The sequence below is a fragment of the Phycicoccus sp. Soil748 genome (genome assembly GCF_001428025.1).
Taxonomy (GTDB): Bacteria; Actinomycetota; Actinomycetes; order Actinomycetales; family Dermatophilaceae; genus Pedococcus.
In genome coordinates this window covers 180-17,131 of the sequence record NZ_LMSC01000006.1, presented here as the reverse complement: position 1 = coordinate 17,131, position 16,952 = coordinate 180, and the positions used below count along the sequence as shown (strand labels likewise).

Below are 16,952 nucleotides of genomic sequence, written 5' to 3'. Positions count from 1 at the left end.
GGTCGCCGGCGAGGTCGATGGCCACCGAGCACCCCCGAAAGGTCCCGATGCCCACCCTGAAGTACCCGAGCGAGCAGTTCCCCGGCCCGCCCTCGGTCACCGTCGACATCCCCGACGGGTGGTCGCCGGTGCGGGTCCCCGGCACGCTGCTCGCGGCCCGGCGCGCGGAGCAGGTCGGCGCGTTCGCCCCCAACCTCGTCGTCCGCGGGTTCACCCGCTCGGCGGAGTTCACCATCGGCCGGGCGCTCGCCGAGCTCAAGGCGTTCGTGGGCGAGCGGCCCGACGGCGAGATGGACGAGCCCTTCGAGGTCGAGATCGACACCGTGCCCTTCGTCGGCGTCAACGTGTCGTGGACCGACGACCAGGTCGGTGACGTCGTCCAGGCGCACCTGTTCGCCGGCGCGCGCCGCGGCCAGGTGGTCGACCTGATCCAGGTGACCGGCTCGGTGGGTGGCCCCGAGGTCGCCGACGAGTACGCCACCATCCAGGAGCTCATGCAGACCGTCCGGGTGACCCGGTGACCACCCGGCAGGTGCAGCTGTCCGGGCTGACGCTGCGCGTCGGCTCGGCGACCGACGTGGGCCGGGTCCGCGACCACAACGAGGACGACCTGACGACCGAGGGTGCGGTCTTCGCCGTCGCCGACGGCATGGGTGGCCACGCGGCGGGCGAGGTGGCGAGCGCGATCGTCGTCGAGTGCCTGCGCGGGCTGTCCGAGCGCACCGTCCTCGTGCGGGACGACGTCGTCGCCGCGCTCACCGAGGCCAATGCCCGCATCCTGCGGTCCGTGGCACGTCACCCCGAGCAGACCGGTATGGGGACCACGGCGGCCGGCATCGCCGTCGTCAGTGCGGGGGGCTCGACCCACTGGGCCGTCTTCAACGTGGGCGACTCGCGCGTCTACCGGTTCGTCGACGGGCGCCTGCAGCCGGTGACCGTCGACCACTCCGAGGTGCGCGAGCTCGTCGACGCCGGGCTCATCACCGAGGCCGAGGCCGCCCGCCACCCGCTGCGCAACGTCGTCACGCGCTCGCTGGGTGCAGACACCATGCCCGCCGTCGACCTGTGGGTGTTCCCGCCGCAGGTGGGGGAGCGGTTCCTCGTCTGCTCCGACGGCCTCAACGGCGAGCTCGGTGACGACGAGATCGGTGCCGTCGTCGCCGCCCACGACGACCCCGAGCAGGCAGCGGTCGCGCTGGTCGACGCCGCCGTCGACGCCGGTGGTCGCGACAACGTCACCGTCGTGGTCGTCGCCCTCGACCGCCGCGAGGACGACGACGACCTCGACGTCGACACCGCCCCGCGCCGCGAGGTCAGGGGGCCTGCGACGTGACGGACGTCCGTTTCCACGCCCCCGACCAGCCGGGATGGTCCGCCATCTCGGCCGGTGGCGTCTTCGCCCTCGTGCGGGGCACCGATTCCGACGACGTCGTCGTGCGCGCCCGTGAGGCGGCCGGGTCGGGTGAGCTCGACGAGCTGCTCGACGCGCTGACCCGCGACGGCGTCCGCACCACCCCCGACTTCGTGGCCGTCCAGGACGGCGACCCCGTGCGCGTCGTCGCCCGCGGCACCGCGTACGCCGTGGTGCCGGGTCCGGACGGCGACGTGGAGATCCACGCGGCGCGCCGCGGCCCCTGGGCCGACGAGGACGCACCGGACGGGACCACCGAGCTCGTGCTGCACTCCGGAGAGCCGCTGCCAGCGCCGGCCGCGGAGGTCCTGCCCGACGGCGAGCTCGGCTCGCCCGGTGCGGTCAAGGGCTGGCAGCTGCCCGCACGCCTGCGCCGAGGCGGCCCCCCGCCTGCCGACGCCGCTGCCGCTGCGGCTGACGCCGACGGGCTGGCCGTCCAGGACGTGCCCGGCTACGACTACCTGTTCGGGGCGCCGGGCTCGACCGGGGCGCCGCCGTTCCTGCCCAACCACGACACCGGCACCCTCCAGGAGCCGCCGATCGGGCGCGTCCCGATGGAGGAGGCCGCAGGCGTCGAGCGCGCGGCCGATCCGGCTGTCGCGAAGGCCGACGAGACGGCCGCCGACCTCCCGGGCGGGCGACCCTCGGACCACACGCTCCCCCCACCGCAGCACACCCAGCAGGGACGACCGACCGGTACTGCGCCAGCCACGCCTCCGGGTCCCGCCTCGCCCGCCGGTCCCGCGGGTGCGCCGGCCGCGCCCGCCCCAGCATCGCCCGGTGCGGGCAGCGGGCTCATCGAGTCGGTCCCCTGGCGCCGCGGGGGCAGCAACGTCGCCCCGGCCGAGGACGTGGGCCGTCCCGCGACCCCGACCACCCAGCTCCCGGTCACCCCGCCCGCGCCGGCACCGGCGCCGGTCGAGCCGCCGCCCGCCGCTGCACCGGTCAGCCCGCCCGCGGCCGTCCAGGGCTGGGGCGCTCCTGCCGCCTCGCCCGCCACCGAGATGCCCGGGCGCCGCGCCACCCCGAGCGGTGGGCCGGCCGCGCCGAGCGCGCCCGCGCCCACCACGCCCTCACCGGTACCGGCGTCTGCTCCCCCCGCGCCCCAGCCTCTGTCCGTGCCCCGGTCAGAGCCTCAGCCCGCCACCCCGGAGCCCGAGCCGGCCCCCGCGCCCGAAGTGGAGTCGGCGACCGTCGACCGGGCGAGCCTCCCGGTGACCGCCACCGGCTCCATACCCCGCGGACCCATCGTCCTGGCGGTGCTGTGCCCCGCCGGCCACCCCAGCCCGCCGCACGCGGGCACCTGCCGGGTCTGCGACCGCGACATCCCGCCGCAGCAGCCGTTCCAGACGCCCAGGCCGCCGCTCGGCACGATCCGCCTCTCGACCGGCGACGTCGTGACCCTCGACCGCGGTGTGCTCCTCGGCCGTGCGCCCAAGGTCAACGCCGACCTGCCGCCTGCCCAGCGACCCCACCTGGTGCGGGTCGTGAGCCGGGAGAACGACATCTCGCGCAACCATGTCGAGATCGTCCTCGAGGGCTGGCACGTGCTGGTACGCGACCTCGGCTCGACCAACGGCACCACGGTCACGCTGCCCGGGCAGCAGGCCGTCCGCCTGCGGCCCAGCGACAGCCAGGTCATCGAGCCCGGGACCGTGGTGGGCCTGGCCGACGAGGCCACCTTCACCTACGAGGTGCCCTCGTGACGGTGACGGCCCCGCCGGAGCTGGACGGGCTGGTCTTCCGCGAGCTCGTGGGGTCGGGCGGCTACGCCGACGTCTACCTCTACGAGCAGCAGATGCCGCGGATGCGCGTCGCCGTCAAGGTGCTCAAGGGCGAGGGGCTCACGGACTCGATCCGCCGGCAGTTCCGCGACGAGGCCGACACCATGGCCCAGCTCGCCGACCACCCCTACATCGTCCAGGTGTTCCGCTCGGGCACGTCCGTGGACGGCCGTCCCTACCTGGTCATGAAGTACTACCCGCCGCCGAACCTCGCGGTGCGCTCGCGCACCGAGCGCCTCAGCGTCGAGGACGTGCTGCGGACAGGTATCCAGCTCGCGAGCGCGGTCGAGACCGCCCACCGTGCGGGCATCACCCACCGCGACATCAAGCCGGCCAACGTGCTGGTCAGCCAGTACGGCGCCCCCGGCCTCACCGACTTCGGCATCGCCGGGCAGCTCGGCCACGGCGCGGCCGACGACGACGATGACGACGTGGGCGTCAGCGTGCCGTGGGCGCCGCCGGAGGTGCTCTTCGGCCAGTCCAACGGCGACGCCCGGGCCGACGTCTACTCCCTGGCCGCGACGCTGTGGCAGCTGCTCGTGGGGCGCTCGCCGTTCGAGGTCCCCGGTGGCGACAACTCCGCCTACGGCCTCATGCCGCGGATCCGCACCGCCCCCGTGCCGCCGACCGGCCGGGCCGACGTGCCCGTCTCGCTCGAGCGGCTGCTGGCGCAGGCGATGGCCAAGGACCCTGCCGCCCGGCCGCAGACGGCGCTGCAGTTCGCCCGGGCCCTGCAGGAGATCGAGCAGGAACAGCGGTTCTCCCGCACCGCCATCGTCGTCCTCGACGAGCAGGGGCAGACCACGCTCGCCGACCAGAGCGCCCCGGCGCCCGGGGCCGAGGACGACCGCACCCGCGTGCGGGCTCCCCAGGCCGTCCAGGGCCAGGCCCCGCCCGTCCCACCGCGCCCGCCCCGATCGGTCGGCGGCACGACGGCCGTGACCGGCGCCCAGGGCGCGGTCGCGGCAGGCACGCACACCGCGTACGAGCGCCCTGGTGCAGGCATGGCCGACGCGGGGGGCACCGTCAGCCGCGACCGGCTCGCGGCCCGCCAGGTCGGGGCGGACGCACCGGCACCCGCGGCGGCACGGAACCCCGCGGTGACCTTCGCCGCGATCGCCGTCGCCGTGGTGGCTGTGGTGGTGGGTGTCTCCACCCTCCTCGGCCGCGGGGGCGAGGACCCCCAGGACGCCCCGACCACGGTCGCGAGCCAGAGCGGCGACCTCGCGCTCTCCGTCCCCAGCACCCCGACGATCGAGGCGGTCGGCGTCGCAGGCGGCGTGAAGTTCACCTGGCAGTACCTCTCGCCCGAGAAGGTCGACCGGTTCTTCCTGCGCACCGGGTCCGGGACCTCGGTGCTCGCCACCGCCATCGACGGGGCTCCCCTCGACGTCTCCACCTTCACCGTCAAGGCCCGCAAGGGCACCCAGGTCTGCGGCCAGGTCAAGGTGAGCCGCGAGGGGCCGACCTCCGACTACTCGACACCCCAGTGCGGGAGGGCCAAGTGAGCACGGCGACCAGGACCGGCAGCGTCACGGTGGAGTTCTGCGGGGAGGAGTTCGTCGCGCAGCCGGGGACGCCGCTGACCATCGGGCGCACCGGCGACGTGGAGATCGACGACAACCCCTTCCTGCACCGCAGCTTCCTGCAGGTGGTCGAGGACGGCGGCCTGTGGTGGCTGACCAACGTCGGCACCACGCTGACCGCCACCGTCGCGGACAAGAAGGGGCTCTTCCAGGCCTGGCTCAACCCCGGCGCGCGGATCCCGCTGGCGCTCGAGCGGTTCACGGTGTGGTTCACCGCCGGCCCCACGACCTACGACTTCGACGTCATCGTCGACACCCCCGCCTTCACCGCCACGGGCACCGAGGACGTCGCCGAGGACGAGAGCACCGGGGAGACCACGGTCGGGCGGGTCACGTTCACCCCCGACCAGAAGCTGCTCATGGTCGCCCTGTGCGAAGGGCTGCTCCGGCGCTCGTACTCCGCTCCCGGCCAGATCCCGTCGTCCGGCGACGCGGCGGCGCGGCTGGGCTGGAAGGTCACGAAGTTCAACCGAAAACTGGACAATGTCTGTCAAAAGCTCGCGGATGCTGGTACTCGTGGACTGCACGGTGGGCCGGGGAAGCTCGCCAGCAACCGCAAGGCACGCCTGGTCGAGCACGCGCTGTCGACCCGTCTGGTGACGGAGGCCGACCTCGCGCTGCTCGATGCGCTCGACCACGAGGACCCGGAGTCGGCACCAGCTGGGTGAGCACCACGACCACGACCAGCGCGGTGACCAGCACGACCGGCACCACCACGGGCACGACCACCACGAGCACCACCAGCAGCACGGGGGCACCAAGCACATGAGATCGGTCTCGCGCCGGCGCACAGGAGTGGCGTCGGGGGTCGTCGTCGCCGTGGCGGCGTCCAGCCTCGCCTTCTTCGCGGTCCAGTCCAAGGGCGAGACCGTCCACGAGGCCGACCTCAACGACGGCGGCGTCTGGGTCTCGGCGACCAACTACAGCCAGTTCGCGCGGATGAACAAGGCGGCGCGGCAGTTCGACGCCGGCATCCAGGCCAACGTCACGCCGGGCGCGGGGCTCGACGTGCTCCAGGACGGGGCGGCGGTCGGGGGCATCCTCACCTCGGGCAACCAGCTCGTCCCCATCGACCCGCTGACCGGTCGCATCGACTCCACGTCCCCCGTCCAGCTGCCGCAGAAGGCCAAGCCGGTCGGCGCCGAGTTCGTGCCGGGCACCGGCGACCTGCGCGGCGGCACCCTCGCCATGGTCGACCCCAGGACCGGCAAGGTCTGGGCCCAGCGGGTCGACCCCGCCGCGCCCCTGTCCGGGCTCTCGCTGTCGACCTCGGCCAAGCCCCTGGCCACCGCGGGCGCCGTCGCCGCGATGGCCGTCGACACCTCCGGTGGCGTGCACGTCGTGTCGGCGGCCACCGGCAAGGTCGTCTCCGTCCCGGTCGTGGGCGGTTCCTTCGGCACGCCGGTGACCGACAAGATCAAGCTGGAGTCGAGCGCCGTCGACATCACGGCGGTCGGCAAGCGCTGGGTCGTCTACAACCCGGTGGCGGACCAGGTCTTCGCCCAGGGCCTCGACAAGCCCGTCGCCGGTGGCGCCGACCGGCTGGGGGGCATGGCGTACGCCGCGCTGCAGCAGCCCGGCCCGGACGCCGGGTCGGTGGCCCTGGAGACCACGACCGAGCTCAAGGTCGTCGGCCTCGGTGGGGAGCCCGGCCAGGCCGGGGTCCGCCTCCCGAGCCAGGTGGGCCCGGGGGCGGAGCGGCCCAAGGTGTCGCGACCGGTCCGGCTCGGCGACTGCCTCCACGCGGCCTGGGCCCAGACGGCCAAGGCCTACTACGGCGCCAACTGCGGGCAGGGCGTGACGGTCACGGCCGGCACCCTCGACAAGCCGGGCGACGTCCCGCTGCGTGACGGCATGGCCCTGCGCACCAACCGCAACCTCATCGTCCTCAACGACCTCGACACCGGCGACGCCTGGGACCTGGACTCCAAGCCGCTGAAGATCGACAACTGGGACTCGGTCATCCCCCCGAGCAAGACCGACGACAACAACGACAACAAGGACAAGAACGTCGTCGACGACACGACGACGCCGCAGCCGCCGAAAGCCGAGCCCGACAACCTCAAGGTGCGCCCGGGTCGCACGTCGAAGCTGCACGTCCTCGACAACGACACCGACACGGCCGGGTCGATCCTGGCCATCGCCCCCAGCGAGGTCACCCAGCCCACGGCTACCGGGGTCACCGCGACCGTCGCGGGCGACGGCCAGTCCATCGACGTCAGCGTGCCGAGCCACCCCGACGTGCAGTCGTTCTCCTTCTCCTACAAGGTCAACAACGGCACCGCCGCCGCGCACCCGCAGGCGACGGTCACCGTCTCGATCGTCGACGAGCAGGTCAACAGCGCCCCCTTCCTGCGGGAAGGGGCGGCGACCCTGGCGAAGACGGCGTACCCGGTCGTGGCCAGCGGGCGCCTGCCCGTCTCCGTGGTCGGTGACTGGCGCGACCCCGAGAGCGACCAGGTCATCGTGCAGCCCGCCGACTCCGACAGCCTCGTCGACGGCCTCGGCCGCCTCGTCGTGCAGGCTCGCGAGAAGGCCGGTTCGCAGGCGGTGCCCTACACCGTCGACGACGGCCGCGGCGGCGTCACCCAGGGGCGGGTCACCCTGGCCGTCCTCGACAAGGACGGCCGCTACCGTGCCCCCCTCACCCAGCCCGACGTCGTACGCGGTGTCGTCGGCAAGCCGCTGCAGATCGAGCCGCTCGGCAACGACATCGCCGGCGCCGACCCCGAGGAGCCGGACGCGAAGATGCGGCTGGCCACCGATGTCCGCCCCACCGGTGCGCTCGGGGTCGAGAGCGACCTCGACACCGGGGTCGTGACCGTCACCGGAGTCGCCAAGGGCACCTACGAGCTCACGTACGCGGCGCAGGTCGGACAGGGCGTCGCCCCCGGGCGGGTGCGCATCGACCTCATCGACGACCCCGACCCGGACGCCCCGCCGGTCGCCGTGCCCGAGGCCGCCACGGTCCGCGACCAGACCCCGGTCATGGCCGACGTGCTGGCCAACGACTACTCCCCGCGGGCCGACGTCCTGGTCACCCGCAGCGTGTCGGTCGACAAGGACAGCTCCTGGCTGCGCCCGTCGATCTACCAGGGGCGGTGGGTGCGCATCGAGGCGCTCGACCCGTTCACCGGTGGCTCCAAGCCGCGCACCGGCACCGTCCGCTACACCGTGAGCGACGGCAGGAAGTCGGCCACCGGCGAGGTGACGGTCACCCAGCGACCGACCGACCCCAAGGCCCTGCCGATCATCCAGGACGACACCGCCGTGGTCCGGGCCCAGGACAGCGTCAGCATCCCGGTGCTCGACAACGACTCCATGGCCGAGGGCATCCCCCTGGTCCTGGACCCCGAGACGGTCAAGGTGCTCGGGGCCGGTGAGCCGCAGAACGCCTTCGCCTCCGGCAACGTCATCCGCTACGTCCCCGATGCCGCCAAGCCCGTCACCGTGGAGAAGGTCGTCACCATCGAGTACTCCGCGTACCCGATCGGGGAGAAGGCCAAGGCCCGCTCGGGCCGGGTCTCGGTCACGGTCAAGCCCCTGCCCGGGGCGAGCAATCCCAACCAGGCACCCGTCGCGCGCAGCTTCTCGGCCAGCGTCGTCTCGGGTGAGCCCCTGACCGTCACGGTGCCCGTGTCCGGGGTGGACCCCGACGGGGACAGCGTGACCGTCCAGGGCATCGAGGGCGAGGACGGCGGCGCCGTCGACCTGTCGCTCGGGCGGGTCACCGGCATCGGCACGTCCACCATCAAGTACGAGGCCTACCCCCGCGCGACCGGCACGGAGGTGCTCCACTACACCGTCGCCGACCGGTACGGCGCCAAGAGCACCGGGTTCGTGCGCATCGGTGTCGTCGCCCCCGGGGACCCGCAGCCGCCGGTGGCCGTGCAGGACGAGGTCCGCGCCGCCCCCGGCAAGACCGTCACGCTCGACCCGACGGAGAACGACCTCATCGCCCGTGGCGACGCGATCGACGTCCAGTACAAGGACCTCAACGACGAGCAGACCCTCGCGAAGTGGAGGGTCGACGCCGAGGCCAGCAGCTTCCGCACCGTGGTCCCCAAGGTGCAGGCCGGACCGCAGGTGCTGACCTACGGCATCGACAACGGCGTCTTCGACCCGTCGCGGGCCGCGATCACCGTGCTGCCGGTGCCGGGGTGGAAGAACCGTCCCGTCGCGGTCGACGACGTGGCCAAGCCCGTGGCCGGCGAGGACACCGTGCTCGTCGACGTGCTGGCCAACGACCGTGACGTCGACGGTGACCAGAGCTCGCTGGTGGTCGACCGGCTGCTGTCACCCGAGGGGACGATCGAGGGCAACCAGGTCAGGGTCAAGGTGCTCGACCACCCCCACACCGTGCCCTACGTCATCCGGGACGCAGACGGCGAGACCGCCATGGCGCTGATCTTCGTCCCGACCGGCAACAACGGGCTGCCGTTCGTGGTGAGCGGGTCGCTCATCGAGATGGGCAAGGACTCCACCGAGACGGTCGCGCTGGGCGACTACGTGAAGTCGCCCCGGTCCCGGGTCATCGCCCTGACGACGCCCGACACGCTCAGCGCCTCGCCCGCTGAGGACCTCAGCGTCACCAACGAGGACAAGGGCACCCTGACGCTGAAGTCGTCGCACGGGTACGTCGGCCCGGCTGCGGTGATGCTCGAGGTCACCGACCGGGAGAGCGTGGACCAGAAGGACTTCCGCACCGCCTACGTCTCGATCCCGGTCCAGGTCGGCCCCAAGGTGCCGCTGCTCAGCTGCCCCGACTTCTCGGTCAGCCTCGTGGCGGCAGGCCGGCCCCGCAGCCTCGACATCCCGACGCTGTGCCACGCCTGGCTGCCCCCGGGCATGACCTTCGACGACGTGCGCTTCGACGTCCGCTGGGAGCCCGAGCCGCGCGGGGTCGCCCTGAGGCAGGACGGCGACGGGGGGCGCGGGGTCACGCTCAAGGCCGACGCCGGCGCCCCGACCAGCAGCAACGGCCGGCTCCGCATCCAGGCGCGCGGCGCCGACGAGGTCTCCTACATCAGGGTCGGCGTGCTCGGCCTCAGCGGCCAGTCCACCGCCCCCGTCCTCGACGAGCAGGGCAACGCCGTGGCGACGACCGCCCCACCGCCGCGGGTGCGCCCGTTCACGGTCGCCGGGCTCGAGGCCGGGTCCTCCCGCACGGTCGACCTGCGGTCCTACCTCGACTCGCCGCTGGACAAGCCGCAGTGCTCCATCGGCGCGGCCCGCATCGAGAGCGGCAAGGGGCTGACGTCCAGCTTCAGCGGCTGCGTCCTCACGGTGTCGGCTGACGACAACTCGTCCGGCTCGGGGTCGGTGACGGTCTCGGTCTCCGACGCCCCCGGCCGCAACGCCGTGGGTCGTGGCACGATCAGCGTGCTCGGGCGCCCCCTCGCCCCCACCGGCGTCCGCGCCGTCCCCGACCGCGTGAACGGCGGCACGGCCCGGGTCTCCTGGGTGCCGCCGAGCTTCGACGGCGGCAGCCCCGTGACCGGGTACACCGTCACGGGTCGCGGACCGGGCGCCACGACGACGTCCTGCTCGGCCTCGCCGTGCACGATCGCCGGGCTCCAGGACGGTGAGCAGTACTGGTTCTCCGTCGTCGCCGTCAACGGCATCGGCGACAGCGACCCCAGCGCCGAGGCCGGCCCGGTCGTGCCCGACACCGCGCCCAACCCGGTCACCGGGGTCAGCATGGTCACCCGTGGTGACGGCACGCTGACCGTGAGGTGGGACCCGCCGCCGAAGAAGGGCAGCGACGTCGTGTCCTACACGGCGAAGTTCACCGACACCACGACCGGTGTGGTCAAGACGGTCAAGGCCGTGGCCGGCAACGAGCAGGCCACCGTGAGCGGCCTGACCAACAACGACGTCCAGCAGGTCTCGGTCCGGGCGACCAACGGCCTCGGTTCGGGTCCCTACGGGCCGGCCGTCGAGCTGCAGTCGGCCGGGACGCCGCCCCCCGTGGAGCGTCCCGACGTCCAGCCGCGGCAGCCGGCCGCCGGCTACGACAGCACCAACGTCCAGGTGTCGTGGAACCCGGTCTCGCCGAACGGTCCCGCCCTCGTGCACTACACGGTCTACCGGCAGGTGGACGGCAGCGGCTGGACCCAGATCGGCCAGGTCTCCCCGGGCTCACAGCAGTACACCGACTCCGGCGTGGTCTACGACGGGCGCACCTACACCTACGTCGTCACCGCCACCAACGGTGCCAACAACGAGTCGCCGAAGAGCAACACCTCCTCGTTCAGCTCCATCGGCATCCCCGAGGCGCCGGCCAAGCCGAGGGCGAGCACCCCCTCGGCCAACAACGGGGCCACCATCACGGTCGGCCTGGGCAGCTCGCGGGCCTCCGGGTTCACCCGCCTGGAGTGGCGCAGCAGCGGCAGCTCCGGCTTCGTCGACTGCCCCTGCGCCAACGGCTCCAGCAAGCAGTTCACCATCTCCGGCACCGGCAACACGGCGCAGTCCATCTCGGTCCGCGCCTTCAACGGCACCTCGTGGTCCGCCTTCTCGCAGGGCAGTGACCAGTTCACGCCCTACGGCGCCACCAAGCCCCCGACCAACCTGCGGGGGAGCCGCAACGGCAAGACGATCACCTGGACCTGGGACACGCCCGACAACGGCCGCCCCACCGACCAGGTGCAGGTCCGCGGGGCGGTCGACCAGACGTGGAGCTCCGACCGGCAGCAGGTCTCCTTCACCGGGGACGCCGGCGGCACCTACGGCCTCGAGGTCCGGGCGCACACCATCGCCGGCTGGTCCGGCTGGGTGGGACCCGACCGGGTCAGCATCCCGGCCGACCCCACGGTCACGGTGGTCAAGGGGTCGACGTGCGGCGAACGCTCGTGCAACACCGGCAACGGCTCCTGCTCCAGCCCCTCGTGCCGCTGGATCGCCGTACGCACCGCCAACTTCAACGGTGGCGTGACCTGCACCTTCCGCGCCGACGGCAACACCGTCAGCGGCTGGCGCGACATGTCCATGGGCGGCAACGCCTACCAGGAGAGCGACAACTTCTACGGCATACCGGGCAGCACCGTGACAGCCATCTGTGACGGGGTGAAGGACTCCATCACCTGGTAGGGGGCCTGTCCACGGCCCCCCGCCCCGCCCCGTCAGTCCCCAGCAGCAACGAAAGGCAACACACACCCATGACCGTCACCCCAGAGCAGGCCCAGTGGTTCGAGCAGGCGTTCACCCAGATGGTGGAGAACGTCGAGAAGGCCGTGCTCGGCAAGGACCACGTGATCCGCCTCGCCCTGACCTGCATGCTCTCCGAGGGCCACCTCCTGCTCGAGGACTACCCCGGCACCGGCAAGACCCAGCTCGCCCGCGCACTCGCCGGCACGGTGAAGGGCACCAACACCCGCATCCAGTTCACCCCAGACCTGCTGCCGAGCGACGTGACCGGCGTGACGATCTACGACCCGAGCACCCAGAAGTTCGACTTCCACCCCGGCCCGATCTTCGCGAACATCGTCCTCGCCGACGAGATCAACCGAGCCTCGCCCAAGACGCAGTCCGCGCTGCTCGAGGTCATGGAGGAGGCGCACATCACCGTGGACGGGGTGCGCCACGAGGCGGGGCGCCCCTTCATGGTCATCGCCACCCAGAACCCCATCGAGCAGGCCGGCACCTACCGCCTGCCGGAGGCCCAGCTCGACCGGTTCCTCATGAAGACCTCGCTGGGCTACCCCGACCTCGAGGCCACCGTTGCGGTGCTGGCCAACGCCAAGGTCCGCGACCGTGCCGGCGGGCTCGGTGCCGTCGTGACGAGCAGCGTCATCACCGACATGGCGGCCCTGGCCGACGAGGTGCACGTCGACAAGGCGATCCTCGCCTACGTCTCCCAGATCGCCGAGGCCTCCCGGCGGCACGTGTCGGTCAAGCTCGGGATGTCGGTCCGCGGCTGCCTCGCGTTCGTCCGCTGCGCCAAGACCTGGGCGGCGAGCCAGGGCCGCACCCACGTCATCCCCGACGACATCAAGATGCTCTCCAACCCGGTGCTGTGCCACCGCCTGCTGCTCACCGCGGAGGCGCAGTTCGCCGACACCACCGTCGACCAGGTCATCAACCAGATCCTCGGCGAGGTCGCGCCGCCCGCCGAGCGGGCAGCCTGAGGCCCGACGCGACATGAGCACCCCCACCGGATCCCCGCGGGACGGGTCCACTCCGGAGTCCCCGCACGACGGGTCCGCTGCCGAGCAGGAGCGGACCGTCCGCCGAGCCGACCTGCGCTCGGGCCGACAGGCTGCGCCGGAAGCCGGCCGCCGTGCCCAGCGCGGCCGGCGCCGCACGCGGCCCCTGCCGCGGGTGTCGGCGGGGCTGCCGCGGGTGTCGGCGGGGCTGCCGGCCCTGCGCCTCCCCAGCCTCACGGGTTTCGAGCGGTTCACCGCCCCCGCCGTGCCCGAGGGCCTCCGGACGCGGGTGCACGACCTGCGCGACCGGACCCGTCCGGTGTGGGCGCCGGTGGCGGGCTTGCTGGGCTGGGTCTCCCCGCTGGGCTGGGCGGTCCTCACGCTCGGGGTCGTCGGCTGGGTGGTCGGCCGCTGGACCGGGTGGACCGAGTGGCTGATGATCGGCGCCGCGGCCCTGGTGCTGGTGCTGTGCTGTGTCCTGCTGGCGATCGGGCGCACCCGCGTCACGGTCACCACCGACCTCGAGCCGGTGCGCGTCAGCGTCGGCGAGCCGGCGACCGGCCGGATCACGGTCACCAACGAGTCCGGCCGCGGCATGCTGCCGCTGCTCGTCGAGCTGCCCGTGGGCGTCTCCGCCGCCCGCTTCACGCTTCCCCCGCTGGGGTCGGGCAGGGCCCACGAGGAGCTCTTCGTGGTCCCGACCCACCGCCGCGGCGTCATCCCCGTGGGGCCGGCCCGCACCGTGCAGGGCGACCCGCTCGGCCTGGTCCGGCGCACCGAGCGCTGGACCGAGGTCACCGACCTCTACGTGCACCCGCGCACCGTCTCCCTCGAGAGCCTCGGCGCCGGCCTGCTGCGCGACCTCGAGGGCGAGACGACCCAGGACCTGTCGATGTCGGACCTGGCGTTCCACGCGCTGCGCGAGTACCAGCCCGGCGACGACCGCCGCTACATCCACTGGCGCTCCTCGGCCAAGGCCGGACGCCTGCTCGTGCGCCAGTTCCTGGACACCCGGCGCTCGCACCTGTGCCTCGTGGTGGACGCCGACCCAGAGCAGTACGACGGCGGCGAGGACGAGGCCGAGACCGGGATCAGCGCTGCCGCGTCGGTCGCCGTGCGCGCCATCCGCGACGAGCAGGACACCACCGTCGTGTGCCGCGACCAGACCGCCTCCCGCACCACGGCATCGCTCACCCTCGACGCGCTGGCCAGGGTGGAGCTCGGGTCGTCCGACGTCTTCGGCCGGTGCACGGAGGCCCTGGCCCTGGCGCCCGACACCTCCATCGTCGTGCTGGTCACCGGACCCCGGCGGCCCTTCATCGAGGCGCAGCGGGCGCTCGCGCAGTTCGAGCTCGAGGTCACCAAGGTCGTCCTGACCATCGACGCCGCCCAGCAGACCGGCGTCCAGCACCTCGGAGGGCTCGTCCGCCTCAACATCCGGCGCATCGAGGACCTGCGCGCCGTCCTCGCCAGCGGAGCCCTCGTATGAGCGCGCCCCGCCCCGGCTCTTCCGGCCGCCCGTCAGGGGACGGGCACCCGACCGGTCCCGCCCGCGACTCGACGGCACCCGGGCGCACCCGCAGCCGCCCCTCCTGGACGAGTACCCGCGCCCGACTCGCCGCCACCTCGGCAGCCGGGGTGTGGCGACCCGGCCAGGGAGCCCTCGTCGACGCGGGCTTCACGGTCCTGCTCGTCGGCCTCGCACTGCTGGGCTTCCGCACCGACTTCGCGGGCACCTCCTGGGTCCTCCCGGCGGCGGCAGGGCTCCTCCTGGGCCTGGTGACCACGCACGTCACCACGGCCCGCCGGCTCCCGCTGGTCGCGCCGCTCGCCGTGGTGACGGTCCTCTACTTCCTCCTCGGCGGCCCGCTCGCGGTGCGTCGCGACCTCGTGGGCGGGGTGCTGCCGAGCGGGCAGACCCTGCTCGACCTCGCCGACACCTCGGTGCACGGGTGGAAGCGGCTGGTGACGCTGCTGCCCCCCGTCGACACCGGCAGCGGCCTGCTCGCCCTGCCCCTGCTCGTGGGCCTGCTCGGCGGCTGCGTCACCTACGCGGTCGCCCGCCGGTGGTCCGGCCCGTACGCGGTGCTGCCGGCGCCGCTGGCGCTGCTCGCCCTCGGGATCGGGCTCGGCACCCTCGAGCCGGCCTCCCTGCCCGCGCAGGGTGCGGTCTTCGCGGTGCTGGCCATCGGCTGGATGGTCGCGCGGGCCGCGCGCTCGCGCGCGCCGCTGCAGAACGGCGCCGGCCAGCGGACGCGGTACGGCATCGGGGCCGGCCTCGTCGGCATCGCCCTGGTGGCCGGGTACCTCGCGGGCCCGCTGCTGGGCGGGTCGGCGCCGACCACCCGGCTCGTGGCCCGCTCGCACGTCGTGCCGCCCATCGACGTCGCGGCGTTCCCCAGCCCGCTCGCCGGGTTCCGCAGGTACACCGAGCCCAACCCGGCCGAGCTGTGGGACACCCCGCTGCTCGAGGTCGAGGGACTGCCCGCCGGCACCCCGCTGCGGTTCGCGACCCTCGACTCCTACGACGGGGCCGTCTGGGGTGCCTCGGAGCGCGCCAACACGGGCACGGTCGTCCCCGGGGCGGCGTTCCAGCAGGTCGGGGAGAGCATCTCGACCAAGGGCCCGGGCCGCCGGCTCGAGGTGAAGGTGAGCGTCCCGCAGGGCGGCTACGGCGACGTGTGGCTGCCGACGGCCGGCACCGTCGCCGGCGTGAAGTTCGGGGGCTCCCGTGCCGCCACGCTCTCCAGCCGCCTGTGGCTCAACATCGACACCAACACCGCACTGGTCCCGGACCGCCTGGAGCCGGGCGACTCCTACACCTTCACCGCCTACGTCCCGCCGACGCAGGCGAAGATGCCGCGGTCGCTGGCCATCCGCTCGAGCTCGCTCACCAACGAGGTCGACACCAGCTTCCTCGATGCCAAGCTCGACGCCTTCAGCGGCGATGCCGCCGACCCGTGGGCCCAGTTCACGGCGATCGCCAAGGTCATGTCGGGGGAGGGCGCCTACACCGACGGCGGCACGAAGAACTCCGTGGAGCGCTACTACCTGCCGGGCCACAGCATCGGGCGGCTGTCCCGGTTCGTGGGCCTGGCCCAGCTCGCCGGCAACGACGAGCAGTACGCCGCGACGCTGGCGCTGATGGGCAACCGCATCGGTGTGCCCACGCGCGTCGTCATGGGGGCGATCACCCCGGGCAGCGGGCCGGTCCGCGGCCGTGACGTGCACGCCTGGGTCGAGGTCCGCGACAGCCAGGGCACCTGGCTGCCGGTCCTCACCGACAACTTCCTGCCCGACCGCAACAAGAAGCCCAAGGAGCTGCAGACCAAGGTCGAGGACCGCAAGGTCGGCGCCCTGGTGCCGCCGCCCGCCGGCGTCAACCCGCCGAGCGTCCTGCAAGGACCGGACCAGGCGCAGAACGCCACCAACCTGAAGAAGCCGCCGAAGAAGCTGTTCGACCCCGCCAACTGGCCGTGGTGGCTGCGGTGGCTCGTGTTCTACGTGCTGCTGCCACTGCTGGTGCTCACCGCGCTCTACTGGCTGGTGCGTGGGCTCAAGGCCTGGCGCCGCCGCCGGCACGCCACCCGGGGTCCGACCGCGTCCCGCGTGGCGTGGGCCTGGGCCGACCTGATGGCCAGCGCCCGCTCCTACGGCCACCGCCCACCCACCCGGGCCACCCGCCTGGAGCAGGCGCGCTCGCTGCACGGACCGGTCGACACGCTGCCCCTGGCCCGACGCGCCGACGCGCACGTGTTCGGCCCGGGGGAGCCCACCGACGAGGACGCCGCGGGCTACTTCCGCGCGACCGACGAGGTGCGTGGCGACCTGCGGTCACAGGCCGACCTCTGGCGGCGGCTGCGCTCGGACGTCGACGTCCGCCCGCTGTTCGCCAGGACGACGCGCTGACCCCTCACCGGCCACCTCCACCGGCCGGGACGCGCGAAGAGGCCCCACCCGCGGACGGGTGGGGCCTCTTCGGCTGTACGGGGTGGCACTGGGGTCAGCGCCCCCGCGTCAGCGC

At 73.4% G+C, this 16,952-nt stretch carries 9 protein-coding genes; all 9 read left to right on the top strand.

The window, feature by feature from the left end; genetic code table 11:
- The first annotated feature begins 47 nt into the window (after positions 1–47).
- The 9 genes from ASG70_RS05020 (at position 48) to ASG70_RS04980 (ending at position 16,837) form a co-directional block, all read left to right on the top strand.
- Positions 48–521, top strand: a complete 474-nt coding sequence (locus ASG70_RS05020) for a hypothetical protein (RefSeq protein ID WP_156399826.1) — start codon at positions 48–50, stop codon at positions 519–521.
- Positions 518–1,333, top strand: coding sequence for a PP2C family serine/threonine-protein phosphatase (locus ASG70_RS05015; protein WP_056882780.1), 816 nt, complete (start codon positions 518–520; stop codon positions 1,331–1,333). Before ASG70_RS05020 ends, ASG70_RS05015 begins: the two co-directional genes overlap by 4 nt.
- Complete coding sequence (locus ASG70_RS05010; protein WP_056882779.1) at positions 1,330–3,117, top strand: FHA domain-containing protein; 1,788 nt, start codon at positions 1,330–1,332, stop codon at positions 3,115–3,117. Before ASG70_RS05015 ends, ASG70_RS05010 begins: the two co-directional genes overlap by 4 nt.
- Positions 3,114–4,703 (top strand): serine/threonine-protein kinase, encoded by a 1,590-nt coding sequence (locus ASG70_RS05005; RefSeq protein ID WP_056882778.1) that lies wholly within the window; start codon positions 3,114–3,116, stop codon positions 4,701–4,703. The genes ASG70_RS05010 and ASG70_RS05005 overlap by 4 nt, the downstream gene beginning before the upstream one ends.
- Positions 4,700–5,449, top strand: a complete 750-nt coding sequence (locus tag ASG70_RS05000) for a hypothetical protein (RefSeq protein WP_056882777.1) — start codon at positions 4,700–4,702, stop codon at positions 5,447–5,449. Before ASG70_RS05005 ends, ASG70_RS05000 begins: the two co-directional genes overlap by 4 nt.
- A complete protein-coding gene (locus ASG70_RS04995) occupies positions 5,406–11,873 on the top strand; it encodes an Ig-like domain-containing protein (protein ID WP_056882776.1) in 6,468 nt (2,155 codons plus the stop codon). Before ASG70_RS05000 ends, ASG70_RS04995 begins: the two co-directional genes overlap by 44 nt.
- A 68-nt stretch (positions 11,874–11,941) precedes the next feature.
- Positions 11,942–12,910 carry a MoxR family ATPase gene (locus ASG70_RS04990; RefSeq protein ID WP_056882775.1) on the top strand — a complete coding sequence of 323 codons (969 nt, stop codon included), beginning with the start codon at positions 11,942–11,944 and terminating at the stop codon, positions 12,908–12,910.
- A 13-nt stretch (positions 12,911–12,923) separates the two neighbouring features.
- The gene (locus tag ASG70_RS04985) at positions 12,924–14,417 is read left to right on the top strand and encodes a DUF58 domain-containing protein (RefSeq protein WP_056882774.1); all 1,494 of its coding nucleotides are present in this window, start codon (positions 12,924–12,926) and stop codon (positions 14,415–14,417) included.
- Positions 14,414–16,837: a transglutaminase-like domain-containing protein gene (locus ASG70_RS04980; protein ID WP_082590141.1), complete on the top strand. Its 2,424-nt coding sequence runs from the start codon at positions 14,414–14,416 to the stop codon at positions 16,835–16,837. Before ASG70_RS04985 ends, ASG70_RS04980 begins: the two co-directional genes overlap by 4 nt.
- Positions 16,838–16,952: the final 115 nt, after the last annotated feature.